We start from the raw sequence: 20,829 nt of genomic DNA, 5'->3' as shown, positions 1-20,829 counted from the left end.
AATAACACACGGGGGGTTTTAATCATGACGCCGATCACTACTTTCTTTCGCAATCTTGAAGCAAAATGCTGTGCTGCTTGCGGTCAGATGATCCATGAACAAGCTGAATCGTATGCAACAGAATGCGTACCTTGCCAAGAGCAAGCATCCTTTGACGCTTACAAATACTATCATCAAAAACGCTAGGTCGAACATGAATACTGGATAAAACAGGTGTACCACAGGGCATGAGCCATGGGAGGTATACCTGTTTTTTGATTCAAAGAAAAAGCCGCTGTTCCATAACAACGGCTTTTTCGCATGTCAGCGCGGTTTATCGGTGTGCTTCACAGCTTCCTGCTTGACGTAATCAATCAGCCCCAATTGAAAGCCTTCCTGTGTAAGGAGACGTTTGGCTTCATACGTACCCGCATAGTAGGCTTGGACATGCGGATCGTTGTCCAGAACGTAACGACACGCCTGATCACGAGACAACTCCTGGTACCAGTCTGTCTGTTTTATTTGGGCGACGAGATCCTCATAGGCTGGTTCCGGCTTTTTCCATGGATTCAAACGATGAATAATTTCACCAAGGATTGCAACAACGATTAGAATTCCGATTAAAAACATGGCTGTCACCTCAAAGGTTGGATCACTCTCATGGTACCACTCTCTTGGAGGCGCCGCCATGGGGAAGTCGGTCTGCTTGCAAAACAAGTAGAAAGCAGGCATGCTATATACTGTAAATAGAAAGGGCCCGATTGTCTGGGAAAAGGAGGGCGCGAGATGTTTCATCCGCTTGTTTTTGACAATATCAGAGTTGTGTTGGAAGGTGCGGTATACGACCGGGACTTCGAAGGGGCAATCACGATTACGAACCGTTCGGATGTCATGGATATGGCTACGTTCCATCGACAGTTTCAGATCCAGTTCAAGCTGGCTGATCAACATGATCATACCGTAGCTGTCCGTGCTGAGATGCAGCTTCGTACCCAGTTAGCTGATATTGCAGCCGAGCAGCTAGAACAGCCGTTGACAGATCATATCGGATGTACGATTTGCATCCATTTTTTCATGCAGATGGAAAATTACAGAGATATGCCCGCAGAAGCGAGAGAAATCACATCGATTCTCAATGACATCTGGGGTCAGCGACCTTATATTACACAGAAAGTATCGGCTAAGCTAGAGGAGCATCGAATCGATTGGCCGCCGAAGCAAATAACCAATCAGGTGACGCTGGACTTTCATCGGAAAATTGATGAAGGCAATATTGATGACTTGAACGAATTAATCGATCATACGGTTCAGTCACTTCAAAAGCTGCAGCAATACATGGATCAACAAGCAAATAGGTAAGCGGACAGAACGGGGATTTACAAAAGGGCAGATGCGTATTATTATTTTGTTAACCTTATAACATTTTTAGTTAACAAAACGGAGGCTAGTACGCATGAGAAACGAACGCTTGAGATGGCTATTGCTCTCTGCCATCTTTGCCGCAATGACAGCGGTATTGTCGCAGGTGACGATTCCCTTGCCGTTGATTCCGATTACCGCGCAGACGTTAGCAGTAGGGCTGACGGCGACGATTTTGGGAAAACGATACGGGACACTGGCTTTGGTTATTTACGTTTTGCTCGGTGCAGTCGGATTGCCTGTATTCAGCGAGGCAAAAGGCGGATTGCAAATATTGGTCGGAAAATCAGGCGGGTACATATTTGGGTTTATTGCATCCGCGTATGTGACCGGGCTCTACTTGGAGAAAACAAGATTCACCTTGAAAAACGCCATCATCGCCAATATCATTGGCATGTTTGTCGCACTCGCTTTTGGTGCTGTACAGCTCAAATACGTCATGGATATTCCGTGGGATAAAGCTGTCGCTTTTGGTGTAACGCCTTTCCTTATTGTAGGAGTTGTCAAAGCAGTTCTGGCTTCTCTGATTGGCATCAAGGTACGCGAGCGACTGATTGCTTCTCGCCTGTTGCGCACAGATCAACCTGTTACACGATAAACAAAATGATTTCGTCAGCCATCCGAAGTTCGGGTGGCTTTTTTTCGCATAATCTCCTTAACGTGCCGGATACTATCGGTAGGATTTTGCATGTAAAAAGGAGGAGACGCATGAATATCACGATCACTGGCCCAAAAGGTCTTCCGATCTCAGGGAACTTGATGGCATTTCGCCGATCGCCGCTTCAGTTCATCCGCGACGCTGTAGAAGAGCATGGAGAAGTCGTCCATTTTCGCTTCGGTCCTTCCCGCCATGTTTACCTGTTAACGAATCCGGATCACATCAAAGAGGTTTTGGTTAACAAGCAGGCGCATTTTCGAAAAGGGAAAGCGTTGCAGTCTGCGCGACCTGTCGTAGGGGATGGAATTCTCACCAGTGAAGGAAAAAAACATCTGCGACAACGGCGGCTTATGCAGCCAGCTTTTCATCGAGAACGTATCGCCAGCTACGGAGATGTGATGGTCCGGCAAGCAGTTGATCTCATGTCGGATTGGAAAACCGGGGAGCTGCGTGATATTCACTCGGACATGATGAAAGTAACCCTTGCGATCATTACGGAGACTATGTTTGGCAAAACCGTCAAGGAAGGCGCCGATCAGATTGGACATGCCATCGATGTCGGTTTGAAATACGTGGCAAATAAAGGCTCCTCTTTTATCGACATTCCTTTGTCCGTACCTACCAAAAGCAATCGGGAGTTCCTGGAGTCGAGTGAGCTGCTGGACAAAACAATCTATTCCTTGATCGAAGCTCGTCGTAATAGCGAAGGAGAAGAGCATAAGGACTTGTTGGAGATGCTTTTGGCAGCGCGTGATGAAGATGATGGGCAAGGAATGACAGATGAGCAGGTGCGTGACGAGGTCATGACCATTTTTGTGGCTGGCCATGAGACGACTGCGAATACCATGTCGTGGATTTTCTATTTGCTGGCTACTCATCCCGAGGTGGAGCAAAAGCTGCATGACGAGCTGTCAACGGTGCTATGTGAAAAGCTGCCGACAGTCGAGGATCTTCCCCAGCTGAAGTATACGAATCTCATTGTACAGGAAACATTGAGGCTCTATCCTGCGGCGTGGACGATTAACCGGGAAGTGGTAGAAGAGGTTGAGATCGGCGATCACACGTATAAGCCCGGCGAAACACTGATGATGAGCCAATATGTCATGCACCGTAACCCACGCTATTATGAGCAGCCTGAACAATTCATTCCAGAGCGTTTTGACAGCGACCTCTTAAAAAGAAATCCAGCTTATGCTTATTTTCCATTTGGCGGTGGGCCGCGTGTTTGTATTGGGAATAACTTTGCTTTGATGGAGGCGGCTTTGCTATTGGCGACGATCGCACAGCGATATCGACTACGTCTGGCTGAACCGAATCAGGCAGTGGAGCCCGAGCCGTTGGTCACCTTGCGTCCCAAAAACGGACTGCCGATGCGTTTGGAGAAGAGATAGAAAAAAATGGAAATTGAGGGCAAAAAAAGAGGCATCTTATCACTACGGTTTCGCCGATTGTGTCAGATACCGAACTGGGGGTTATTTATCACTGAAAGCAACATGCTTACAAAAATTATTTTACTAGTAAAATATAAAGAAATAATTAAGTGGGAATAAATCTATATAAAGTAAGGGTAGCTTGTGAAAGCTACCCGTGGAAGAAGGGGATGGTGAAGGAGAAACTGCTTCCCATTCCCAATTCACTGTTTACCATCAGATCTCCGCCGTGAAGCCGGACGATGCTCTTGCAAATCGTTAAGCCTAAGCCTGTACCGCCACTGTTGCGATTTCGTGATTTTTCCGCCCGATAAAACTTGGTGAAAATCTTCGGCAAGTCTTCGGAGGCGATTCCTTCTCCTTTGTCGATCACAGTAAAAAGGACATGTCCTTCTCGCTGATCACAAGTAAGGTAAATGGAGCCATCTGGTTTATTGTAGTGAATGGCGTTGTTCAACAAGTTTTCCATGACACGTCGCAGCTTGGTCTCATCCGCTTCGATGTGTAGTTCATTGGAAATACGCAGCTTCCATTGAAAGGTGAGGCCTGCCTCTTTGATTCTTGGCAAATAGTCCTCAATAATTCCTCTCAAGAAGCTTTTGACATGAATGCGGTTAATGTTGAGTCGGACTTCGGAGCTTTGGGCGGTGAAGTCCTGCAACTCATCTAGCAGCTTTTCCAAGTCAGTCGTTTTTAACTCGATTTTGCTCATCTGTTTCTGTATTTTGGTCATATCCGTCACACGACCGGAGCCGATATATGACGCATACCCTTTGATCGTGGTGAGAGGTGTGCGGAAGTCGTGGGCGATCGAAGCAATCATTTCGGCCTGTCTTTCTTCCGCTAAGCGAAGCTCATCAACCATATCCCCGAAATATCGAAAGAGTTGGCCAAACTCATCATGCGATCGATACGTAAATGTCACTAACCGTTTCCCTTCCTGGATTTCTTGGGTGACGCGCGATAATTCGTTCACGGGCCGTAGTATCCAGCGAACGAACAAAGCGAGTAGAACCAATCCCACCAGACTAATGCTTCCGTAAATAAACCAAAGCATCATGGAAACCCCTGTCGTAGCCATTATGTCGTAATCATCTGTGTAGAAATAAACAACGATCTCCCCTGTACGCGGTGGCTCCTGCTGAAAATGGTACTCAGCTACCACTTTGAGGTCATTTTGCTTGGCAGAATCGCCACGGTTTGATGAGGAGGGAGAAGGCATTTTCAAATTATAGGCGCGTGATGTTTTGCTGTAGATGGTGTTTCCATTGGCATCCTTCACGAGCATGCGGTACATCACGTCGTCTGGCAACTGCTTTTCAAGCTCCAATCGTTCGATTGGGTCCTTGAAATTACTGACGAGAAGCAATTGATTGAGCATGACCTTCTCTGCGGCTTCCTTCTCAGCCTGGTACTGATTATGCCGATCATTTTTGAGTTGAGCGACAATAATGTCTTGAAAAACGAATTTAAACAACAAGATGTTTAGTGTGATCAAGGAAATGAAGGAGAGAAAAATTTTATTACGTAAGCTCATTTAAAGCTTCTCCCCGATAAATACGTAGCCTGTCCCCCATTGTGTTTTAATGAACTGACGCTCTGTTTCCAGCTTTTCACGGAGGTTTTTGATATGGACGGTCACTGTATTGAGCGAGCCATAACCATATCCCCAGACGCGGTCGTAGATTTGCTCTCTTGTAAAGACGATGCCCGCATTTTCTGCGAGGAATGTGAGTAGTTGGAATTCTTTGGTAGAGAGCTCGATTTTTTGATTACATACATAAACGGAATACGTTTCTTTATGAATTTCTAGGTCCTTGAATTTCAAAACTGTAATCGGAGAAGAGGCTGTTTCCTTCTCAGGCTGCTCCTCAGTATGCTTGCGAATGCGCTCATAACGACGCAGGTGGGCACGAATGCGAGCGAGCAGTTCTTCTGTATCAAAAGGCTTCGTAATGTAATCGTCTGCGCCAATTTCAAAGCCGACTACCTTATCTACCGCTTTTCCTTTTGCACTGAGAAACAGTATAGGCAAATCCCATTCACGGCGAATTTGAGAACAGAGCTCGTAGCCACTCATGTTGGGCATCATAATATCCAAAAGGATCAGATTGGGTCGCTCTCCTTGGCTGAGTAGGGAGAGTGCATCTTCTCCACTCTCTGCGGAGGAAACGGTGAAGCCCTCGTTCTCCAAAATGTCTTCTAGCAGTTCAATAATCTCCAGATTGTCATCGACAATTAAAATGTGATCTTTCACCGGAACAACCCCCAGTTACTTCTATTAATAAGGAATACCATTCAAAGAATGGGTCTTGTCTATCATAACATGCTTTGACCTGATCAGGGGAAGAAACCCCGTAAGTTATTAAGTTGTTCTAATATATGAGGGTACCTCTTTAGACCAGGTACTAAATTCCGTCAGAAAAAGCCAGAGACGTAGTGTCCCTGGCTTTTATTATTTTGCCGAACGACTATTTTTGAGCTGGTTTTTCCGGCAACGATGCAGCTTGCACCGCTTTTTCCTTTTTCGGAGTTTCTGCTTTCGCTAGAACAGGAACGCTGAGACGCTTGGCGCCTACATAACGCTTGCTCCAGTAGTATGGATCGCTCAACTTGGTGTTGACGACTCCACGACCAGATTCCGAGTGCACGAATGTGCCGTCTCCAATGTAGATACCCACGTGAGAAATGCTGCGACCGTTCGTATTGAAGAATACGAGATCGCCTGGCTGCAAATCTTTTCTGGTTACCTCTGTACCTAATTCGTACTGGGAAGCAGAATTGTGAGGCAGGTCTACACCTAACGCATCAAATACGTAGCGCGTGAAACCGGAGCAGTCAAAGCCCTTTTTGGACGAGCCGGAAGATTTGTAAGGGGTACCGTACAAGTCGCTGACTACTTCATTGAGAGTATTCTCCTCAGCAGCCTGTGCAGCGCCTGCCCCCATAGCAAGCATTCCAGCCATAAATAAAGATAAAATCACCTTGCGCAAAAGAAACTGCTCCCTTCGTGAGCCTACGAGGTTAGCTGAAGGGTTCGGTCGAAAGGACGCCCTAGGCTGCTAGGAGTAGCAACCATTCACCCCAAAAACGTGGTTCCCCCGTTTCCGCCAAGCGGAATTCGGCTATTTTTCGATGTTTTTTTACACGCACTCTTACGAAGATTCTACGCCAGTCCTTCTTTTCCTTCTTTTTCATCTACTTGTTCACATATTCGTCACAAAAATACCGTCAAATGCTGTAACGTTTTCGTTCAACAGTGCAAGACGCCTTTCGACGCGCGCTTGTTCTGCCTTGCGGGACAGCTTGTCCGATTAGGGCAGGAAATTGTCTCCGTCCAAGGACGGAGGGAAAAACCAACCGCACGCCCGTTATGGGAAGCCTATACCGAGGGCTACAATAAGGGCATAACGTTCCACAAGCACCACATGCAAAACGAATGGAGGTAAGCGAGTAATGAGCGAACGGTCTGGCAAAGTTCTACTCGGGCTGGTTCTGCTGCTAGTCGGTGGGTTGGTTCTTCTAGATCTGGTGGGTATCGATATCGGAGACTTGCTCGGGTTCATCATTCCCGGTGTGATCATGATATACGGTGCCAAAAAGATTATGGGACAAACCGGTTCACGCTTTTGGGGAATCCTAGTCTTCCTATTCGGGTTCCTGATGTTGATTGGCAAGCTTGACCTACTATTTCACGCACTTCTGGCCATTGGGGTGATTTATCTGGGATATCGCTTACTGCGTCCCAGTCAAGAACCTAAACAAGCTCCACCTGCTTGGGAGCGTGAATGGGCCCAAAAAGTATTAAAGGAAGATACGCTGGACGCTTGGGAGAGAGATGTAAGAAGACGCCCACAATAACGCCTATGTCGCAAGAGTCTTTTGGATGAACAATATGATGTGATATGATGAGGAGGAAAAAATAATGAGTATCTTTAAACGTTTGCGTGACCTGACAGTAGCTTCGGTGAATGATGCATTGGATTCGATGGAAGATCCGGTAGTAATGCTGAATCAATATATGCGTGACATGGAAGTAGAAATCGGACAAGTTGAAGTAGCAGTTGCCCGTCAGGTTGCACTGGAAAAGAAATTCCGCCAGCAATTGGACGAAGCCAATGCTCTGATCGAAAAACGCGATCGTCAAGTCAAGCTCGCCTTGACTGAGGGAGAAGACGAGTTGGCTCGTCGAGCACTCGCTGACAAGAAGCAGTACGAAGGCCGTGCAGCGGAATATGAAGGTCTCTACCTGTCAGCATCCGAGGCAGCTACGCAAATGCGCGAGAAGCTGGCTGAGCTGAAGGAAGAGTTCTATAAAATGCGTGCGAAAAGGTTCACACTGATGGCACGTGCACAAGTAGCTCGTACACAAAAGCAAGTCAATCAAGCAGTTGTCGGTATCGGCAATCCGTCCGCAGGCCGTGGCTTCGCCCGCATGGAAGAAAAAGTCATGCGCATGGAAGCAGAAGCGCAAATGAGTGGACAATGGCGCCAAACAAACCGCGCTTGGGAGAACGCTTTGTCTGAACTGGAAAAGGATGATCTCGATGCAGAACTAGCCAGCATCAAAGCATCCATTAATGAAGTAAAAACACCGGTAGCCAAACCTGTACAATCCTAATTCGACAGGAACTGGGGGACTGGGTGTAGAATAGATTGTGTCAATTCGGCAGCCTGTGTACATCAGGCTGCTTTTCCCCTAGGAGGTACGATTCTTGCAGGACTTCTTGGTCTTTTTGCGGCGATTTATCGCTGAGCCTGGACGCGTTGGTAGTATAATCCCCAGCTCTCGTTTTTTATGTGAGCAAATGTTGAAAAGCGTCGATTGGGCTTCAACCGATGTGATCCTGGAGCTGGGACCTGGTACAGGGGCATTTACCCAAACGATCTATCAGCGCTTGCGTCCCGGCACACAGTACGTGCTTGTGGAACGAGATTCCCATTTTCGCTCTATGCTTCAATCACGTTTTCCCGATCTTCCTATCAGGGAGGAAGCGACTAAACTTAGGTCTTACTTGGAGGAGCAGAACCTTGCAGGTGCAGATGTCATTATCTCAGGTCTGCCATTCGCCAATTTTCCACAAGAGCAGAGGGCAGCAATTCTGGACGAAGTTCAATCTGTACTGAAGCCAGGGGGCCTATTCATTACATTCCAATATTCGCTACAACTCCAAGCTGAGTTGCAGGATCGTTTTCCCTGGGTCAAGATCGACTTTACCCTGTTGAACATTCCGCCTGCATTCATCTATACATGTCGTAATGGTCAAAGTGAAAACGATCAGCATGGGGCGTGAGAGAGGAGACTTTTGTGAAACTGTCCCGTTTGCACAAAATGTTGGCTGGTATCCTGATTATTTTTACGGGAATCGGCCTTTTATTAGACAGTTTGGGTATCATTTCGTTCGGTTTGTTTGATTTGTGGCCGATGGTGCTTATTTATTTCGGCCTTCGTTTGTGGGGGCAGAAAAATCGGATTGGCGGAGGGATTCTATTCTCCCTGGGGACCATTATCGCGATGGATATGTGGTTTGGTGTTGGGATCGATGATTTGTTCCAAATTGCAGTGCCAATCGTGTTTATTTATTTCGGATTTCAATTGATTCGGGGCAAGAACAGCAAAAGAGATCACCGTGTGAATCAACCTTTGGGCGATACGGGGACCCCATCTGCTGCGGAGACGATTATGACAAGTGATGCGAGTGTTCCGAGTGACATGAAGGTTTCAACAGAGGAACGCCCTTGGCTAGACGGCTGGAACAAATGGAAGCAAGTTGGTGGCAAAATTCCTCATCACGAAAGAATGTCTTCATCACCTGACGACACGTTGCCAAAAGATTCCCGCAGTTCTCTGATTGGAGATTATCACCTGACCTCGGGGCGTTTTGAACTGAATCACTTGCATGTCTGGCATGGAATCGGGGATGTTGTGATTGATCTTTCCCGTGCAGTGTTGATGCGAGATGAGGCGGTTCTTGTCGTAGAGGGTTGGGTAGGCGATGTGACGATTTATGTGCCTGTCGATCTTCCTGTATCGGTAACGGCAGGGTTGAGTATTGGTGACCTGGAGGTGCTAAGCCACCGTCAGGGAGGTATCAATCGCAGTGTTAAGATTCGTTCTGATCAGTATGATGAAGCATTGCAAAAAGTAAACTTGCATATCTCGCTGCTTGTCGGCGATATAAAAGTCAAGTACATCTAGGAGGTACTGGCGGATGCGTCGACAGCGATTGGCAAGTATTCAGTGGCAATACGTGCGCTATGGCATGTTACTGGCCGTCAGTGCAATTACTGCCGCGTTTATTTGTTTCTTTTGGCTATACTTTTTATGGAGAGATCACCCCGGGATTCATCGGTGGTACAACGAAATGATCAGCGACCGCAACTTCGTGTGGTGGCTTAAAGAATATATAGGCATCAATCTGCCTGCCGATCCAGAGGGCTTGATTCAGCTTGCTGCTTTTGTTGTCTCTTTGCCTGCAGGTGTTTTAGTGGCATTGATCATTTCCTATATCATCGGCAATTTGTTGAAAAAGAGACTCAGTGTACTGTGGGAAGCTGCCATGAAGCTTGGGCGCGGAATGCTGTCGTATCGTGTTCCCGAATTGGGCGTCGATGAAGTCGGCGAATTAGGATGGCAGATCAATCGCTTAGCTTCACAATGGGAAGAGCAAGTGGCATCTTTGCAGCGGCTGTCGAACCACAATGCGGCTCTCGCAGAACAATTGAAGCATGCAGCGGTAACAGAGGAGCGACAGAGATTGGCGAGAGAACTGCATGATGCAGTCAGCCAGCAGCTGTTCGCCATCGCCATGACGACTGCGGCGATGAAGCGGCTTGTAGAAAAAAATCCACAACGTGCAGCACAACAGATTGAATTGGTCGAAGAGATGGCAGCAGCTGCACAAGCGGAGATGAGGGCATTACTCTTGCATCTTCGCCCGGCTACGTTACAAAACAAGTCATTGAAGGAAGCCATTCTGGAACTTTTAGATGAGCTGACGCGTAAAAATACTATGCAGCTGACTTGGGAGATTGAAGACGTCGAAGGCTTGCCGAGTGGAATTGAGGATCATTTGTTCCGCATTTTGCAGGAGTCCTTATCCAATACATTACGGCATGCCAGAGCTACCCAGATTACAGTAAAGCTGTTTACGCTGCAAGAGCAGGTTCGCCTGCGAGTAACGGATGACGGTGTTGGTTTTGATCCGGATGGGGAGAAAATGACGTCCTACGGTTTGCGCAGCATGCAAGAGCGCGTTGCAGAGGTCGGAGGCTCCATGGAGATTTACTCGGCAATTGGGAAGGGGACGCAAATTGAGGTGCGTATTCCTCTAATGTCACAGACGGAACGGGAAGGGTGAAGGCTCGGTGATTCGGGTACTACTGGTAGATGATCACGAAATGGTTCGGATGGGTCTGGCTGCTTATTTGTCTACGGAGGACGATATTGAAGTCGTAGCAGAGGCAGGCAGTGGAGAAGAAGGGGTGCGGATGACGCAAGAGCTGCGCCCAGATGTCGTTCTGATGGATTTGGTCATGGAAGGCATCGGCGGTGTGGAAGCGACTCGGCGTATTCGTGAAAGCTGTCCATCCAGTAAGGTTATTGTCTTGACCAGCTTTATTGATGACGAAAAGGTATATCCGGTCATTGAAGCGGGGGCATTCAGCTACTTGCTGAAGACTTCGCGTGCAGCCGAGATTGCAAAGGCAATCCGCTCTGCTGCGGCGGGTGAGCCAGTTTTGGAATCGAGGGTAGCAGGAAAAATCATGGCCCGTTTCCGTCACGGTCAAGAGTCCCATCCCCATGAGCAACTGACGCCGCGCGAGTTGGAGGTTTTGAAGCTGATCGGTCAGGGCAAGTCCAACCAGGAGATTGCAGATGAGCTGATTATCGGGATCAAAACGGTCAAGACTCATGTGAGCAACATTCTTGCCAAGCTGAACGTGGAGGATCGCACGCAAGCGGCCATTTACGTGCATACGCATAACTTAGGCTAATCACATAGCATCATGTATAGGTAAACGCGCCAAAAAGCTCCTCGGGTAAACAGGGGCTCTTTCGCGCGTTTACTTTTTTAAACGGTTTTCTTGTACACAACCCGTGAGTTTTTTTCGCAGATGTGGTAAAGATAGTAAGTAACGAATGAGAGATAACGGAAAGGAGGGACGGGCTATGAGGCACAAACCTCAAACGCGCTCCAAGGTGCTTTCGGCTGACAATGGTGTGGATATCGTCGGCGATGTTCACGGCTGTTACGACGAATTTATAGAATTGCTCAAACGCTTGGGATATGAACAAACCCGAGACGGTACATATCGCCATCCCCACGGCCGAAAGCTCCTTTCCCTCGGTGATATCACGAGTCGTGGACCTTACTCAATCAAAATGCTGCAATTTTTTCACCATCATGTCACGGCAGGTCTGGCTGAGATGGTGGATAGTAACCATGGGTGGAAAGTAGCCCGCTGGTTGGATGGCAGACCAGTGACATTGGCACACGGAGATGAAAAGGTAGAAGAGGAGATTCGGCTGTATCAGCAAGAATACGGACCGAAGAAGGCCTCCTTGCTGCGAGAGCAGAGTCGCAGATTGCTATTTTCTTCTCCTTCGCACATGATCATCAAACAGAATGAAAAAACAGTAGCGGTCGCCGTTCATGCGGGGATTCGTGATGATTACATAGGAATGGATTCGCCTGCGGTCTACACGTTTTGCCGATATGGCGATGTGGCAGGGACGGGACCGGATGGGCGCCCGATCCGTAGAGAATGGGCAAAAGAACGAAAAGTGACTTCGCCCATAATCGTATGGGGACATGATCCGCATCCAGAACCAAAACGAAAAAATGGCACCATCAACATCGACCAAGGATGTGTGTTCGGCGGAATGCTAACCGCCTATCGCTACCCAGAGGACGAATTAGTGAGTGTGCCAGCAAGAAGAAACTATTCGGGCTTAACGGATACGCCGCTGACCCGTTTTAAGGCAGACGATTAAACGGAGACGTTATGTTACGTTTTGAGCTTTTCGAATAAACGCTTCAGGATGACAGCCTGTGCCCAGAGCGGCAGAGGTTGGTCAGGCTGCTGACGCCATTGTTCGTCGGTTAATAAGCCTTGATCATACAGCCAGTTGACGGCTTCCTGCTTCCAGTCAGGTCCATTCCCTCCTCCGTTTCCAGGAGAAGTGGTGGGAGCAAGGGTCGGTGCTGCAGTAGGTTTTGGAGTAGAAGTAGGAGTCGTAGGGGGCTGGTAGGGAAGTTTAGCGTACGTGCAAAATGCCCGGACTACCCCTTCCGCGAGATCTCGCCAATCCTGTTGTAGTTTATTTGCGTCCAAAGTATTGTCGGCAAAGCCATACTCGACGATTACCGTCTCCACGCTGCCCGTCTCCCGGTGCATGAAGTAGTAATCGAGCCGCGGATTATCTGGCAGTGTCCGCGTAAAAATGCGTCGATTCGGCATCCCTTCCGCTGCCAGGGCATCCTGGATCAATTGGGGAAAGGTTGGGGAGCCGTAAATGGAGTAAATGACCTCGGAGCCTCGGCCGCCACCTGAGTTAATGTGGTTCGCTATACAGTAGCGAGCACCGCTGTTTCGAACCAGAGCAGTCCGAGCCTGACTTGTCAGAGTCACATCGGTTGTCCGTGTGATAGCGACAGGAATATTTAGAGCCAAAAAGCGATTATATTGGTAGAGCGATATTTGCAAATTCATATCTTTCTCGGTAAATTGCGTGTTGTTTCCTCCACCTGGATCGCTGCCACCGTGTCCAGCGTCCAGAATCACAATTGGAGCCATAGTTGTTTCACCTCTTGCTATTAGAATATGCTTGAAACAAAGATTTTGTTGAGGGCAGTGTTCTCATTTTCCAAGTTTTCTAATCACAATTTACAGAAGATAGCCCAACTATGGTACAATAAAAGAGTTCATAATTACGTATAGAGGATGGTAATGTATTGATGGCTTGGTACAACTGGGTAATTCCAATTGTTACATTGTTAATCGGTCTCGCTGGTGGATTTTATGGAGGGACTTATTTCTTGAAAAAACAAATGTCCAACATGCAAATGGACGACAAGCAGCTTCAAGCCATGGCCCGTTCAATGGGGATGAATCTTAACCAAAAGCAGCTCAAACAGATGAGCCGTACGATGAAAAACATGAAAATGCCAAATAAATTCGGGAAGTAGCGTGAAAGGGAGTGTCGTTTGATGGGGGCGACCCGGCTGCGCTACACGATGATCGGTTTTATTGTCGGCGTGTTTATCGTGTATCTGAAAGACCTGCCGCTTGCCGAAGGAACTCGGTTTGCGGCCCCTTTTTACGGAGCGGGGATTGGGCTGCTCATTGACGGCATTATTTTACGTATGAAAAAAAGAAAGCAAGAGTAGGGGAAGAGCCTGGCGAATGATGCCAGGCTTTTTTCTGTTAGAAAGGGGCTTATTTTTTAAGAGACTCAGCAAAATATTGGACAATAAAATCACAGAACTTGCGTGCTGCCAGGGAGAGATATCTTTTTTCGTGCCGAATCATTTGAAAATGTCGCTGGCAGATCGGCTGTTCGATCGGAAGCATGACAAGGTGTGGGTCTTCCTCTCGACTGATACAGCCGTAGAGGGCGATGCCAAGACCTGCGCGGACCAGCTTTTGGATAGAGCCGGGATCATCTACCCGACAAGCGAATTTGGGGGTAATCCCTGCTTTTTGAAAGAACTGATCGTACAGCATTTGGATGGGAAAGTCCTCCCGGTAGCCGATAAAGGACTCTTCAGCCAGCTCGCTTAGTAGAATACTGGTTTTCTTGGCTAAGTGATGTGTGCGGGGGACAGCTACATGAATATCTTCTTTCAATACGGGCGTAGTCAAAATATCCGGCACCCTGATCGGCAAATGGGTGAAGCAAACATCCACTTCGCCTGACTCCAGGAGGGTTGCCATTTCTTCGATGCTGGCTTGCGTGATCTGGAAGTGTACATCAGGATGGAGGGCGAGAAACTTGCCCAACGGTTCTGATAACAGATCCAAGGTTGACGTTGCCAGATGAATACGACCATGCTCCATTCCAGCCAGATCCGATACGACTTTTTGACCTTCCTCCAACAGGTTCAGTGCTTTATCTACCCGCTCCAAATACGCCTTCCCAAATGTATTCAGCCGAATACGTCCTCGCTCGCGGTCAAATAACGGAACCCCGACATCCTCTTCCAACCGAGCAATGGTTTTGCTGAGAGCAGGCTGAGCAATCCGCAGCTCTTGGGCGGCTTTCGTCATATGCTGCCACTTGGCCACTGTTCGGAAATAGTGCAATTGCAACAATTCCATTCGATTCAACTCCATATACTCAGGTATATCAACTACATGTCAAAAGATATATTTTCGTTTATTTTAAAATCATTATAAACTACATCTAGCAAGGCCAACAATCACCTTCCCGGGAAGAAATCGGTGATAACGAGAGGTGTCTTTCCAATATGCAAACCGAACCACAACAACAATCCGCTGAAAAAGTTCTTCGCGTACTCGTGTTTACTCTCATGATTACGGTGATGAGTGCTACGATGTTCAATATCGTGTTACCGCAAATCAGGACAGAATTTCATTTATCTTTTAGCCAAGTAAGCTGGGTGACGTCTGCCTTTTTGTTAATCTATGCGGTTGGAACCGTGATGTACGGAAAGCTAGCTGATTCCTACAAGCTCAAACATTTGCTTACATTCGGACTGATTCTATTTGCCATCGGCTCCGTTATCGGATTTTTCGCCCATAATTATGGCATGGTGCTATTTGGGAGAATTGTGCAGGCAGCAGGAGCGGCAGTTGTTCCGGCGACATCTTCCATTATTCCGGTGCGTTATTTTCCCCCAGAGAGTAGGGGGCGGGCTCTAGGGATCTCAATGACCGGGATGGCAATCGGTAGCGCATTAGGTCCCGTTCTTTCCTCTTTGCTGGTCAGTCTGCTCGATTGGAGATGGTTGTTCTGCATGCCGTTGTTCACGCTTTTTGCCGTGCCTTTTTTCCGTAAGTATTTGGAGGAGGAGGAGCGGGAAGCTGTCAAAATGGACTGGATCGGTGGTGGGCTTCTCGCCATAACGATTGCGTTGCTTCTACTGGCTATTACGAATCAGAGCTTCTTGCTCGCACTGGGGTGCATCCTCTCATTCCTTCTGTTCTTGGTAAGAATTCGGACGACCGCAGAACCTTTTGTTCGCCCTGGCTTATTCCGGAGCAAACGCTATTCGCTCGGGCTGGTCATTGCCTTTTTGATGATAGGGAGTGGCTATTCGTTCGCTTTCCTTAGTCCACAGTTGTTGGCAAATGTGAATCATCTGGCACCGGGGCTCATTGGCTTTGTGATGGTCCCGGGAGCAATTGTGACCGCGTTCTTGGGGAAGAAGGCCGGGATTCTTGCAGATAAGAAAGGGAATTCGTATTTATTTTACACAGCGTCTGTGCTACTTTTGTGCAGCTTTGTCCTCTTCTCTTCCTTTGCGGGAGTATCTCCGTTCCTCATTGCCGTTTTTCTGATTTTTGGTAATGTCGGACTATCGTTTATGATGATTTCGATGTCAAACGCAATCTCGCAGTCGCTACCAAAGGAACAGATCGGCGTCGGTATGGGACTGCTGGCAATGCTGAACTTTATTGCAGGTGCACTTGCAGCTACCTTGTACGGCAAAACGATTGATGGAGGAGCTGCCGTGAGCTGGAATCTGTTCAATAGCTATTCCGGAGCGTCCGTTTATAGCAATATTTACTCCGCTTTAGTGCTCGTGGTACTAGGTCTCGCCTGCCTTTATTACAGACAGTTCGGACGCAGCTCAGTGAGAGGGTTCAATTAATTGGGTTATTAAAATTATTTTTATTGATAGCCTCCATTGACAATCAGATATAAACCGAATAAAATTTCAAACAATAATAACAATAACGCGAAGAACGGGAACAGTAAGTGGACTGATCTGTTTAGAGAGCTGCGGGATGGTGCAACGCAGTCAGAGAAGCCAGTGAAGCTCGCCCGGGAGCGGCAGGACTGAAACGAGATGTAGCGCTGCATCGAGCAGTAAGTTCTGACGGTTAACCCCCGTGATCGGGTAATGCTGATCGACTAGGATCAGCACATGAGGTGGACTTCTGGCGAGTAGCTGGGGTCAACGAGAGTGGTACCGCGATAGACAAGGTCTGTCGTCTCTTCGATAGAGACGGCAGGCCTTTTTGATTTTCACAACGACATAGAGCAAACGCGAAGAACGGGAGCTAGTAAAGCGAATTTCTTGTCCAGAGAGCTGCGGGTAGGTGCGACGCAGTCAGGAAATGCTCGAATCTCACCCGGGAGCGGCAAGGTTGAAAACTTACAGTAAACCTTGACGGATCGTCCCACGTCATCGGGACAGCGAGGTGGATTCTCTTTTGTAAAAAGAGAGGATCAACGAGAGTGGTACCGCGGCAGCCAAAAGCCTGTCGTCTCTTGTATATGGAGACGGCTGGCTTTTTTTATTACGGAAAAAACACCAAAAATTGAGGAGGCATTACCCATGACAAAACGAATCCATATTTTTGATACAACACTGCGTGACGGAGAGCAAGCGCCAGGAGCGTCTCTTTCGCCTGAGCAAAAAATCGTGATAGCGAAGCATTTGGCAGACCTCGGCGTGGATGTCATTGAACCGGGCTTCCCAATCTCCAGCCCTGGTGACTTCATGGCGGTGCAACGTATTTCACAAGAGGTGCACGGCGTGGAGATCTGTGGCTTTGCTCGTGCGGTGAAAGAGGACATTGATGCTGCCGTTCGGGCTACACAAGCGGCAGAGCGTCGCAGACTCCACATGTTCCTGTCATCCTCCAGCATTCATCTGGACTTCCAACTCCGCAAGTCGAGAGAGCAAGTGATTAAGATTGCCCGCGAAATGATTGCGTACGGCAAACAGTTTGTAGACCGGATCGAATTTTCTCCGATGGATGCAACTCGTACAGGCGATGAGTTTTTGTTTGAGATGATCGAAGCGGCAATTGAAGAAGGGGCAACCATTATTAACATCCCCGATACAGTAGGGTACGCACTTCCAGAAGAATACGGGGCCATGTTCACTCGTGTCATGAAAAACGTTCGTGGTAGCGACAAGGTAGAGTTCAGTGCACACTGCCACAATGACCTGGGACTCGCGGTTGCAAACAGTTTGGCTGCGATTCGTGCGGGGGTCACCCAAGTCGAGGTAACGGTCAATGGGGTCGGTGAGCGAGCAGGGAACTGCTCCTTGGAAGAGCTGGTGATGGCAATTGAGACGCGCAAAGAAGCATTGGATGCCGAGACTGGCATCAGACCGGAGCACATTTACACCACTTCACAAAAAGTGAGCCGTGCCATGAGCTTCCCGATTGCTTTCAACAAACCAATTGTGGGTCGCAATGCCTTTCAGCATGAAGCGGGAATTCATCAGGACGGTCTCTTAAAAGAGCGCAGCACCTACGAAATCATGGATCCGGAGAGCTTGGGTGTGCCTCGCAACATGATCATTCTCGGAAAGCACTCCGGCCGCCATGCGATCAAGCACCGCGTAAACGAATTCGGGATACAGCTGACCGATGAGCAGATGGAAACACTGTACGTCCAATTTAAAGAACTGGCTGACAAGCAAAAAGTTGTCCAGGATCATCAGCTGCTTGAGCTGGTAGGACATACCGTAAACGCGGTACTGGAGCCATTCACACTGGTCAATGCGCAAGTGCTCACCGGCACATCCGGAAGTCGTATGGCTTCCTGCACCATTACGAACAATGTGACAGGAGAAGAACAAGCATACTCTGGCACCGGAGAAGGACCTGTTGAGGCATTGGTGGCAGGCATCAAGCAGGCACTGCCGTTTGACGTGGAGTTTACGGACATGGAGCTGTATTCATTGTCGTCGGGAGAGCATGCGACTGGCGAAGCGATCGTGACGGTCAGCGCCAACGGAAGTCATTTTAAAGGAGTTGCCGAGCATCGAGATGTACTGATGGCAGTCGCGCAGGCGTTTATGGCGGCGAGCAATCAGGCGGTGCGTGATCATCAGGCCAAAGTTGTAACAGCTGGGGCTAACTAAGAGCCAAACATAAAAAGTCAGCCTGTAGATGGTTACAGGCTGACTCATCACGTGCTTATAGCTGTAGTGGGGAGAAGAATATTTCCAGTCTAGGCTCCAGGCTCCGTCCTGCTGGGGGTTAAGACTGCCCGCTCCGAAGTGATTAGCGGGGAAACGCAAAAGTGGTAGCCGCTACGTCGCGTGGGCACGTTGCGTTTCTGTTGCCCGCTAATCACTTCTCCGCTCGGTAGGACTTCACAAGTCGCTACGTCTGAAAATATTCTTCTCTGTCGAGACAGATGCGATTCTTCAATCTTTTATGGCTTTTAAAACCCGTTTAAGAACGAACAGCTCGTAGAGGAAACAGGAGAAATAAGCGAAGATCTTAGGGACGCCGACCGAGACGGAATGCAAAAAGCGAAACACGCTCTTAAGCGTCCACCTCTGAAAAACTTCCTGAATGGACTACTTTGGACGCGGTTTCGCTTTTTGCATGGAGTCGGGCAGTCAATCCCACAGCGGGTGGCCCTAGAAGCTGAGCGTTTTCTCCTGTTTCCTCCCCACCCCTACAGCAACTTACAAGAAGGTCTATTTAATCAAGCTGTAAAAATCAACTCATACACCATCTTCACGATCAAGGTAATAGATACGACCAAGAACAACGGACGGACATAACGTACTCCCGTTTTGATGGCCATTTTGGCACCAAGGTTAGCACCTAACAGCATCGCGATCCCCATGATGAGACCAGTCATGAAAACGACCTTGCCCTCCATTGTGAAGACAAACAGCGCAGAAATGTTACTGGCCAGATTCAAAATTCGGCCATTGCCGGCTGCAATCACAAAATCATAGCCAAACAAAAGCACCATCAGAAAAACAAAGAACGAACCGGTTCCGGGCCCGAAAAATCCATCGTAAAATCCGATTAAAAAGGTAAAAGGAATCCCGATGCCGAGCGTAAATTTGGTCAGCCCTTTGTAGTTGGAATCTTGACCAAAACGTTTGTTGAAAAGAGTGTAAACAAAAATGAGTGCCATCATGATAACGACAAGGATCTTCAAAAAGTCCTGGGGAACGAACAGAACTGTTTTCGCTCCGAAATAGGCGCCGATCAGGGAGACGGGAAATAAGATCAGCATGAGCTTCTTGTCAAATTTACCATTCTTGATAAAGGTGTAGGAGCTGGTGGCAGATGAAATTGTGCCAGCCAATTTGTTCGTGCCAAGAGCAAGGTACGGTGGCATTCCGAGACCGAGTAGGGCGGGGAGGGAGATGAGTCCGCCTCCACCAACAGTACTGTCGATGAATGCTGCAATGAATCCAAAGACAGCGAGAAGTACGATCGTTGATAAGTCCATTTCCACTAGATATCACCTGATTCTCTTCGTTTGTAATAATCCAAGTCTAGCACGCTCGGTTTTGTTTTCAAGATAGAAATCTTTGAAATAATAAATAGATTAATATACTTTGCATACCGATTTGTTGAAAAACTGTTTGGCTTACAGTATAATGAAGGCGTAAGCTTGACCTACATAATCTGAGGAGGAATGTTACAATGGCACATCAACTTCCTGCATTGCCTTATGCACACAACGCTTTGGAACCACATATCGACGCGCAAACCATGGAAATCCATCACGGACGCCACCATGCTACTTATGTTAACAACCTGAATGCAGCTCTGGAAGCACACGCTGACCTGCAAGGTAAAAGCATTGAAGAGCTGATCAGCAATCTGGATGCTCTGCCTGAGTCCATCCGCACTGCTGTTCGCAACAACGGTGGAGGCCATGCGAACCACACACTGTTCTGGGAAATCATGAGCCCGAATGGCGGCGGCGCACCAACTGGTGAACTGGCTGACGCAATCAACGCGGCTTTCGGAAGCCTTGACAACTTCAAAGCAGAATTCGCAAAAGCAGCTACTACTCGCTTCGGTTCCGGATGGGCTTGGCTGACTGCAGAAGGCGGAAAAGTAGCAATCAGCTCTACTCCTAACCAAGACAGCCCAATCATGGAAGGTAAAACACCTATCCTTGGTCTGGACGTTTGGGAGCATGCTTACTACCTGAACTACCAAAACAAACGCCCTGACTACATCGGTGCGTTCTGGAACGTTGTAAACTGGGATGAAGTTAGCAAGCGTTTCGCAGCAGCGAAGTAATTGTAACTTTACCTGTCAAAAGGCTTGTCGTTCTTTAAGAGCGGCAAGCCTTTTTTGTTTAGAGGAAAGAAACGGCATCGATTCCGGATACACTTGTAACCGTGAGGATTATGAGATATA

Annotated in this window: 23 protein-coding genes, 1 riboswitch and 2 other annotated features; of the genes, 16 read left to right on the top strand and 7 right to left on the bottom strand. The window is 48.0% G+C overall.

Annotated features, from left to right (window positions below; genetic code table 11):
* Positions 1-24: 24 nt before the first annotated feature.
* A complete protein-coding gene (gene yhfH / locus ACFVS2_RS18440) occupies positions 25-186 on the top strand; it encodes a protein YhfH (RefSeq protein ID WP_082195876.1) in 162 nt (53 codons plus the stop codon).
* A 117-nt stretch (positions 187-303) separates the two neighbouring features.
* Here yhfH and ACFVS2_RS18435 read toward each other — a convergent pair whose 3' ends face one another.
* Positions 304-609, bottom strand: coding sequence for a hypothetical protein (locus tag ACFVS2_RS18435; RefSeq protein ID WP_228088361.1), 306 nt, complete (start codon positions 607-609; stop codon positions 304-306).
* Between the two features lie 156 nt (positions 610-765).
* On the opposite strand from ACFVS2_RS18435, the gene ACFVS2_RS18430 reads away from it, so the two are divergent.
* The 3 genes from ACFVS2_RS18430 (at position 766) to ACFVS2_RS18420 (ending at position 3,447) form a co-directional block, all read left to right on the top strand.
* Positions 766-1,338, top strand: coding sequence for a hypothetical protein (locus ACFVS2_RS18430; RefSeq protein WP_390236339.1), 573 nt, complete (start codon positions 766-768; stop codon positions 1,336-1,338).
* A 94-nt stretch (positions 1,339-1,432) separates the two neighbouring features.
* Positions 1,433-1,996, top strand: a complete 564-nt coding sequence (locus ACFVS2_RS18425; RefSeq protein ID WP_173618050.1) for a biotin transporter BioY — start codon at positions 1,433-1,435, stop codon at positions 1,994-1,996.
* Positions 1,997-2,106: 110 nt separating this feature from the next.
* The gene (locus tag ACFVS2_RS18420) at positions 2,107-3,447 is read left to right on the top strand and encodes a cytochrome P450 (RefSeq protein ID WP_173618049.1); all 1,341 of its coding nucleotides are present in this window, start codon (positions 2,107-2,109) and stop codon (positions 3,445-3,447) included.
* 190 nt (positions 3,448-3,637) lie between these two features.
* Here ACFVS2_RS18420 and ACFVS2_RS18415 read toward each other — a convergent pair whose 3' ends face one another.
* The 3 genes from ACFVS2_RS18415 to ACFVS2_RS18405 all read right to left on the bottom strand — a co-directional run bounded on the left by ACFVS2_RS18415 (position 3,638) and on the right by ACFVS2_RS18405 (position 6,479).
* Positions 3,638-5,023, bottom strand: a complete 1,386-nt coding sequence (locus ACFVS2_RS18415; protein ID WP_173618048.1) for a sensor histidine kinase — start codon at positions 5,021-5,023, stop codon at positions 3,638-3,640.
* Complete coding sequence (locus tag ACFVS2_RS18410) at positions 5,024-5,743, bottom strand: response regulator transcription factor (protein ID WP_007721564.1); 720 nt, start codon at positions 5,741-5,743, stop codon at positions 5,024-5,026.
* A 214-nt stretch (positions 5,744-5,957) separates the two neighbouring features.
* Complete coding sequence (locus ACFVS2_RS18405) at positions 5,958-6,479, bottom strand: C40 family peptidase (RefSeq protein ID WP_390236336.1); 522 nt, start codon at positions 6,477-6,479, stop codon at positions 5,958-5,960.
* Positions 6,480-6,483: 4 nt separating this feature from the next.
* Positions 6,484-6,623, bottom strand: a riboswitch (cyclic di-AMP (ydaO/yuaA leader).
* A 319-nt stretch (positions 6,624-6,942) separates the two neighbouring features.
* Here ACFVS2_RS18405 and ACFVS2_RS18400 point away from each other — a divergent pair.
* The 7 genes from ACFVS2_RS18400 (at position 6,943) to prpE (ending at position 12,484) form a co-directional block, all read left to right on the top strand.
* Positions 6,943-7,347 carry a LiaF transmembrane domain-containing protein gene (locus ACFVS2_RS18400; RefSeq protein ID WP_390236334.1) on the top strand — a complete coding sequence of 135 codons (405 nt, stop codon included), beginning with the start codon at positions 6,943-6,945 and terminating at the stop codon, positions 7,345-7,347.
* Positions 7,348-7,411: 64 nt separating this feature from the next.
* A complete protein-coding gene (locus ACFVS2_RS18395) occupies positions 7,412-8,107 on the top strand; it encodes a PspA/IM30 family protein (protein ID WP_390236331.1) in 696 nt (231 codons plus the stop codon).
* A gap of 94 nt (positions 8,108-8,201) precedes the next feature.
* Positions 8,202-8,780: a class I SAM-dependent methyltransferase gene (locus tag ACFVS2_RS18390; protein ID WP_173618045.1), complete on the top strand. Its 579-nt coding sequence runs from the start codon at positions 8,202-8,204 to the stop codon at positions 8,778-8,780.
* Between the two features lie 14 nt (positions 8,781-8,794).
* On the top strand, positions 8,795-9,685 hold the full coding sequence (gene liaF / locus ACFVS2_RS18385; RefSeq protein WP_390236329.1) for a cell wall-active antibiotics response protein LiaF: 891 nt from the start codon (positions 8,795-8,797) through the stop codon (positions 9,683-9,685).
* Positions 9,686-9,698: 13 nt separating this feature from the next.
* Positions 9,699-10,847 carry a HAMP domain-containing sensor histidine kinase gene (locus ACFVS2_RS18380; protein WP_173618043.1) on the top strand — a complete coding sequence of 383 codons (1,149 nt, stop codon included), beginning with the start codon at positions 9,699-9,701 and terminating at the stop codon, positions 10,845-10,847.
* 7 nt (positions 10,848-10,854) lie between these two features.
* Positions 10,855-11,484, top strand: coding sequence for a response regulator (locus ACFVS2_RS18375; RefSeq protein ID WP_106838353.1), 630 nt, complete (start codon positions 10,855-10,857; stop codon positions 11,482-11,484).
* Between the two features lie 175 nt (positions 11,485-11,659).
* The gene (gene prpE / locus ACFVS2_RS18370; RefSeq protein ID WP_390236324.1) at positions 11,660-12,484 is read left to right on the top strand and encodes a bis(5'-nucleosyl)-tetraphosphatase PrpE; all 825 of its coding nucleotides are present in this window, start codon (positions 11,660-11,662) and stop codon (positions 12,482-12,484) included.
* Positions 12,485-12,498: 14 nt separating this feature from the next.
* Here prpE and ACFVS2_RS18365 read toward each other — a convergent pair whose 3' ends face one another.
* Entirely contained in the window at positions 12,499-13,287 is a 789-nt protein-coding gene (locus ACFVS2_RS18365) for an N-acetylmuramoyl-L-alanine amidase family protein (RefSeq protein WP_390236321.1), read from the bottom strand.
* A gap of 161 nt (positions 13,288-13,448) precedes the next feature.
* On the opposite strand from ACFVS2_RS18365, the gene ACFVS2_RS18360 reads away from it, so the two are divergent.
* Both ACFVS2_RS18360 and ACFVS2_RS18355 read left to right on the top strand, forming a co-directional pair.
* Positions 13,449-13,679: a YneF family protein gene (locus ACFVS2_RS18360; protein WP_007721554.1), complete on the top strand. Its 231-nt coding sequence runs from the start codon at positions 13,449-13,451 to the stop codon at positions 13,677-13,679.
* Positions 13,680-13,700: 21 nt separating this feature from the next.
* Complete coding sequence (locus tag ACFVS2_RS18355; protein ID WP_012684743.1) at positions 13,701-13,880, top strand: hypothetical protein; 180 nt, start codon at positions 13,701-13,703, stop codon at positions 13,878-13,880.
* Positions 13,881-13,929: 49 nt separating this feature from the next.
* On the opposite strand, the gene ACFVS2_RS18350 is transcribed toward ACFVS2_RS18355, so the two are convergent.
* Positions 13,930-14,811 (bottom strand): LysR family transcriptional regulator, encoded by an 882-nt coding sequence (locus ACFVS2_RS18350; protein WP_390236318.1) that lies wholly within the window; start codon positions 14,809-14,811, stop codon positions 13,930-13,932.
* Positions 14,812-14,960: 149 nt separating this feature from the next.
* Between ACFVS2_RS18350 and ACFVS2_RS18345 the strand changes: the two genes are divergently transcribed.
* Together ACFVS2_RS18345 and ACFVS2_RS18340 are read left to right on the top strand one after the other, a co-directional pair.
* Complete coding sequence (locus ACFVS2_RS18345; RefSeq protein WP_390236315.1) at positions 14,961-16,328, top strand: MFS transporter; 1,368 nt, start codon at positions 14,961-14,963, stop codon at positions 16,326-16,328.
* An 81-nt stretch (positions 16,329-16,409) separates the two neighbouring features.
* Positions 16,410-16,679, top strand: a binding site (T-box leader).
* Positions 16,680-16,720: 41 nt separating this feature from the next.
* Positions 16,721-16,955, top strand: a binding site (T-box leader).
* Between the two features lie 63 nt (positions 16,956-17,018).
* Positions 17,019-18,563, top strand: a complete 1,545-nt coding sequence (locus ACFVS2_RS18340; RefSeq protein ID WP_390236313.1) for a 2-isopropylmalate synthase — start codon at positions 17,019-17,021, stop codon at positions 18,561-18,563.
* 575 nt (positions 18,564-19,138) lie between these two features.
* Here the strand turns inward: ACFVS2_RS18340 and ACFVS2_RS18335 are convergent.
* Positions 19,139-19,909, bottom strand: a complete 771-nt coding sequence (locus ACFVS2_RS18335) for a sulfite exporter TauE/SafE family protein (RefSeq protein WP_390236310.1) — start codon at positions 19,907-19,909, stop codon at positions 19,139-19,141.
* A 191-nt stretch (positions 19,910-20,100) separates the two neighbouring features.
* Here ACFVS2_RS18335 and ACFVS2_RS18330 point away from each other — a divergent pair, with 191 nt between their 5' ends.
* Complete coding sequence (locus ACFVS2_RS18330) at positions 20,101-20,709, top strand: superoxide dismutase (protein WP_173618036.1); 609 nt, start codon at positions 20,101-20,103, stop codon at positions 20,707-20,709.
* The last annotated feature ends 120 nt before the right edge of the window (positions 20,710-20,829 follow it).

The organism is Brevibacillus sp. NPDC058079, assembly GCF_042885155.1.
Lineage (GTDB): Bacteria > Bacillota > Bacilli > Brevibacillales > Brevibacillaceae > Brevibacillus.
This window is presented reverse-complemented; position numbering and strand designations above follow the sequence as displayed.

Coding starts and splice junctions, on each gene's coding strand:
- ACFVS2_RS18340 (WP_390236313.1), top strand. CDS start 17,019: ATGACAAAACGAATCCATATTTTTGATACAACACTGCGTGACGGAGAG.
- ACFVS2_RS18380 (WP_173618043.1), top strand. CDS start 9,699: ATGCGTCGACAGCGATTGGCAAGTATTCAGTGGCAATACGTGCGCTAT.
- ACFVS2_RS18365 (WP_390236321.1), bottom strand. CDS start 13,287: ATGGCTCCAATTGTGATTCTGGACGCTGGACACGGTGGCAGCGATCCA.
- ACFVS2_RS18355 (WP_012684743.1), top strand. CDS start 13,701: ATGGGGGCGACCCGGCTGCGCTACACGATGATCGGTTTTATTGTCGGC.
- ACFVS2_RS18400 (WP_390236334.1), top strand. CDS start 6,943: ATGAGCGAACGGTCTGGCAAAGTTCTACTCGGGCTGGTTCTGCTGCTA.
- yhfH (WP_082195876.1), top strand. CDS start 25: ATGACGCCGATCACTACTTTCTTTCGCAATCTTGAAGCAAAATGCTGT.
- ACFVS2_RS18330 (WP_173618036.1), top strand. CDS start 20,101: ATGGCACATCAACTTCCTGCATTGCCTTATGCACACAACGCTTTGGAA.
- ACFVS2_RS18430 (WP_390236339.1), top strand. CDS start 766: ATGTTTCATCCGCTTGTTTTTGACAATATCAGAGTTGTGTTGGAAGGT.
- ACFVS2_RS18425 (WP_173618050.1), top strand. CDS start 1,433: ATGAGAAACGAACGCTTGAGATGGCTATTGCTCTCTGCCATCTTTGCC.
- ACFVS2_RS18435 (WP_228088361.1), bottom strand. CDS start 609: ATGTTTTTAATCGGAATTCTAATCGTTGTTGCAATCCTTGGTGAAATT.
- ACFVS2_RS18420 (WP_173618049.1), top strand. CDS start 2,107: ATGAATATCACGATCACTGGCCCAAAAGGTCTTCCGATCTCAGGGAAC.
- ACFVS2_RS18395 (WP_390236331.1), top strand. CDS start 7,412: ATGAGTATCTTTAAACGTTTGCGTGACCTGACAGTAGCTTCGGTGAAT.
- ACFVS2_RS18350 (WP_390236318.1), bottom strand. CDS start 14,811: ATGGAATTGTTGCAATTGCACTATTTCCGAACAGTGGCCAAGTGGCAG.
- ACFVS2_RS18345 (WP_390236315.1), top strand. CDS start 14,961: ATGCAAACCGAACCACAACAACAATCCGCTGAAAAAGTTCTTCGCGTA.
- ACFVS2_RS18360 (WP_007721554.1), top strand. CDS start 13,449: ATGGCTTGGTACAACTGGGTAATTCCAATTGTTACATTGTTAATCGGT.
- prpE (WP_390236324.1), top strand. CDS start 11,660: ATGAGGCACAAACCTCAAACGCGCTCCAAGGTGCTTTCGGCTGACAAT.
- ACFVS2_RS18415 (WP_173618048.1), bottom strand. CDS start 5,023: ATGAGCTTACGTAATAAAATTTTTCTCTCCTTCATTTCCTTGATCACA.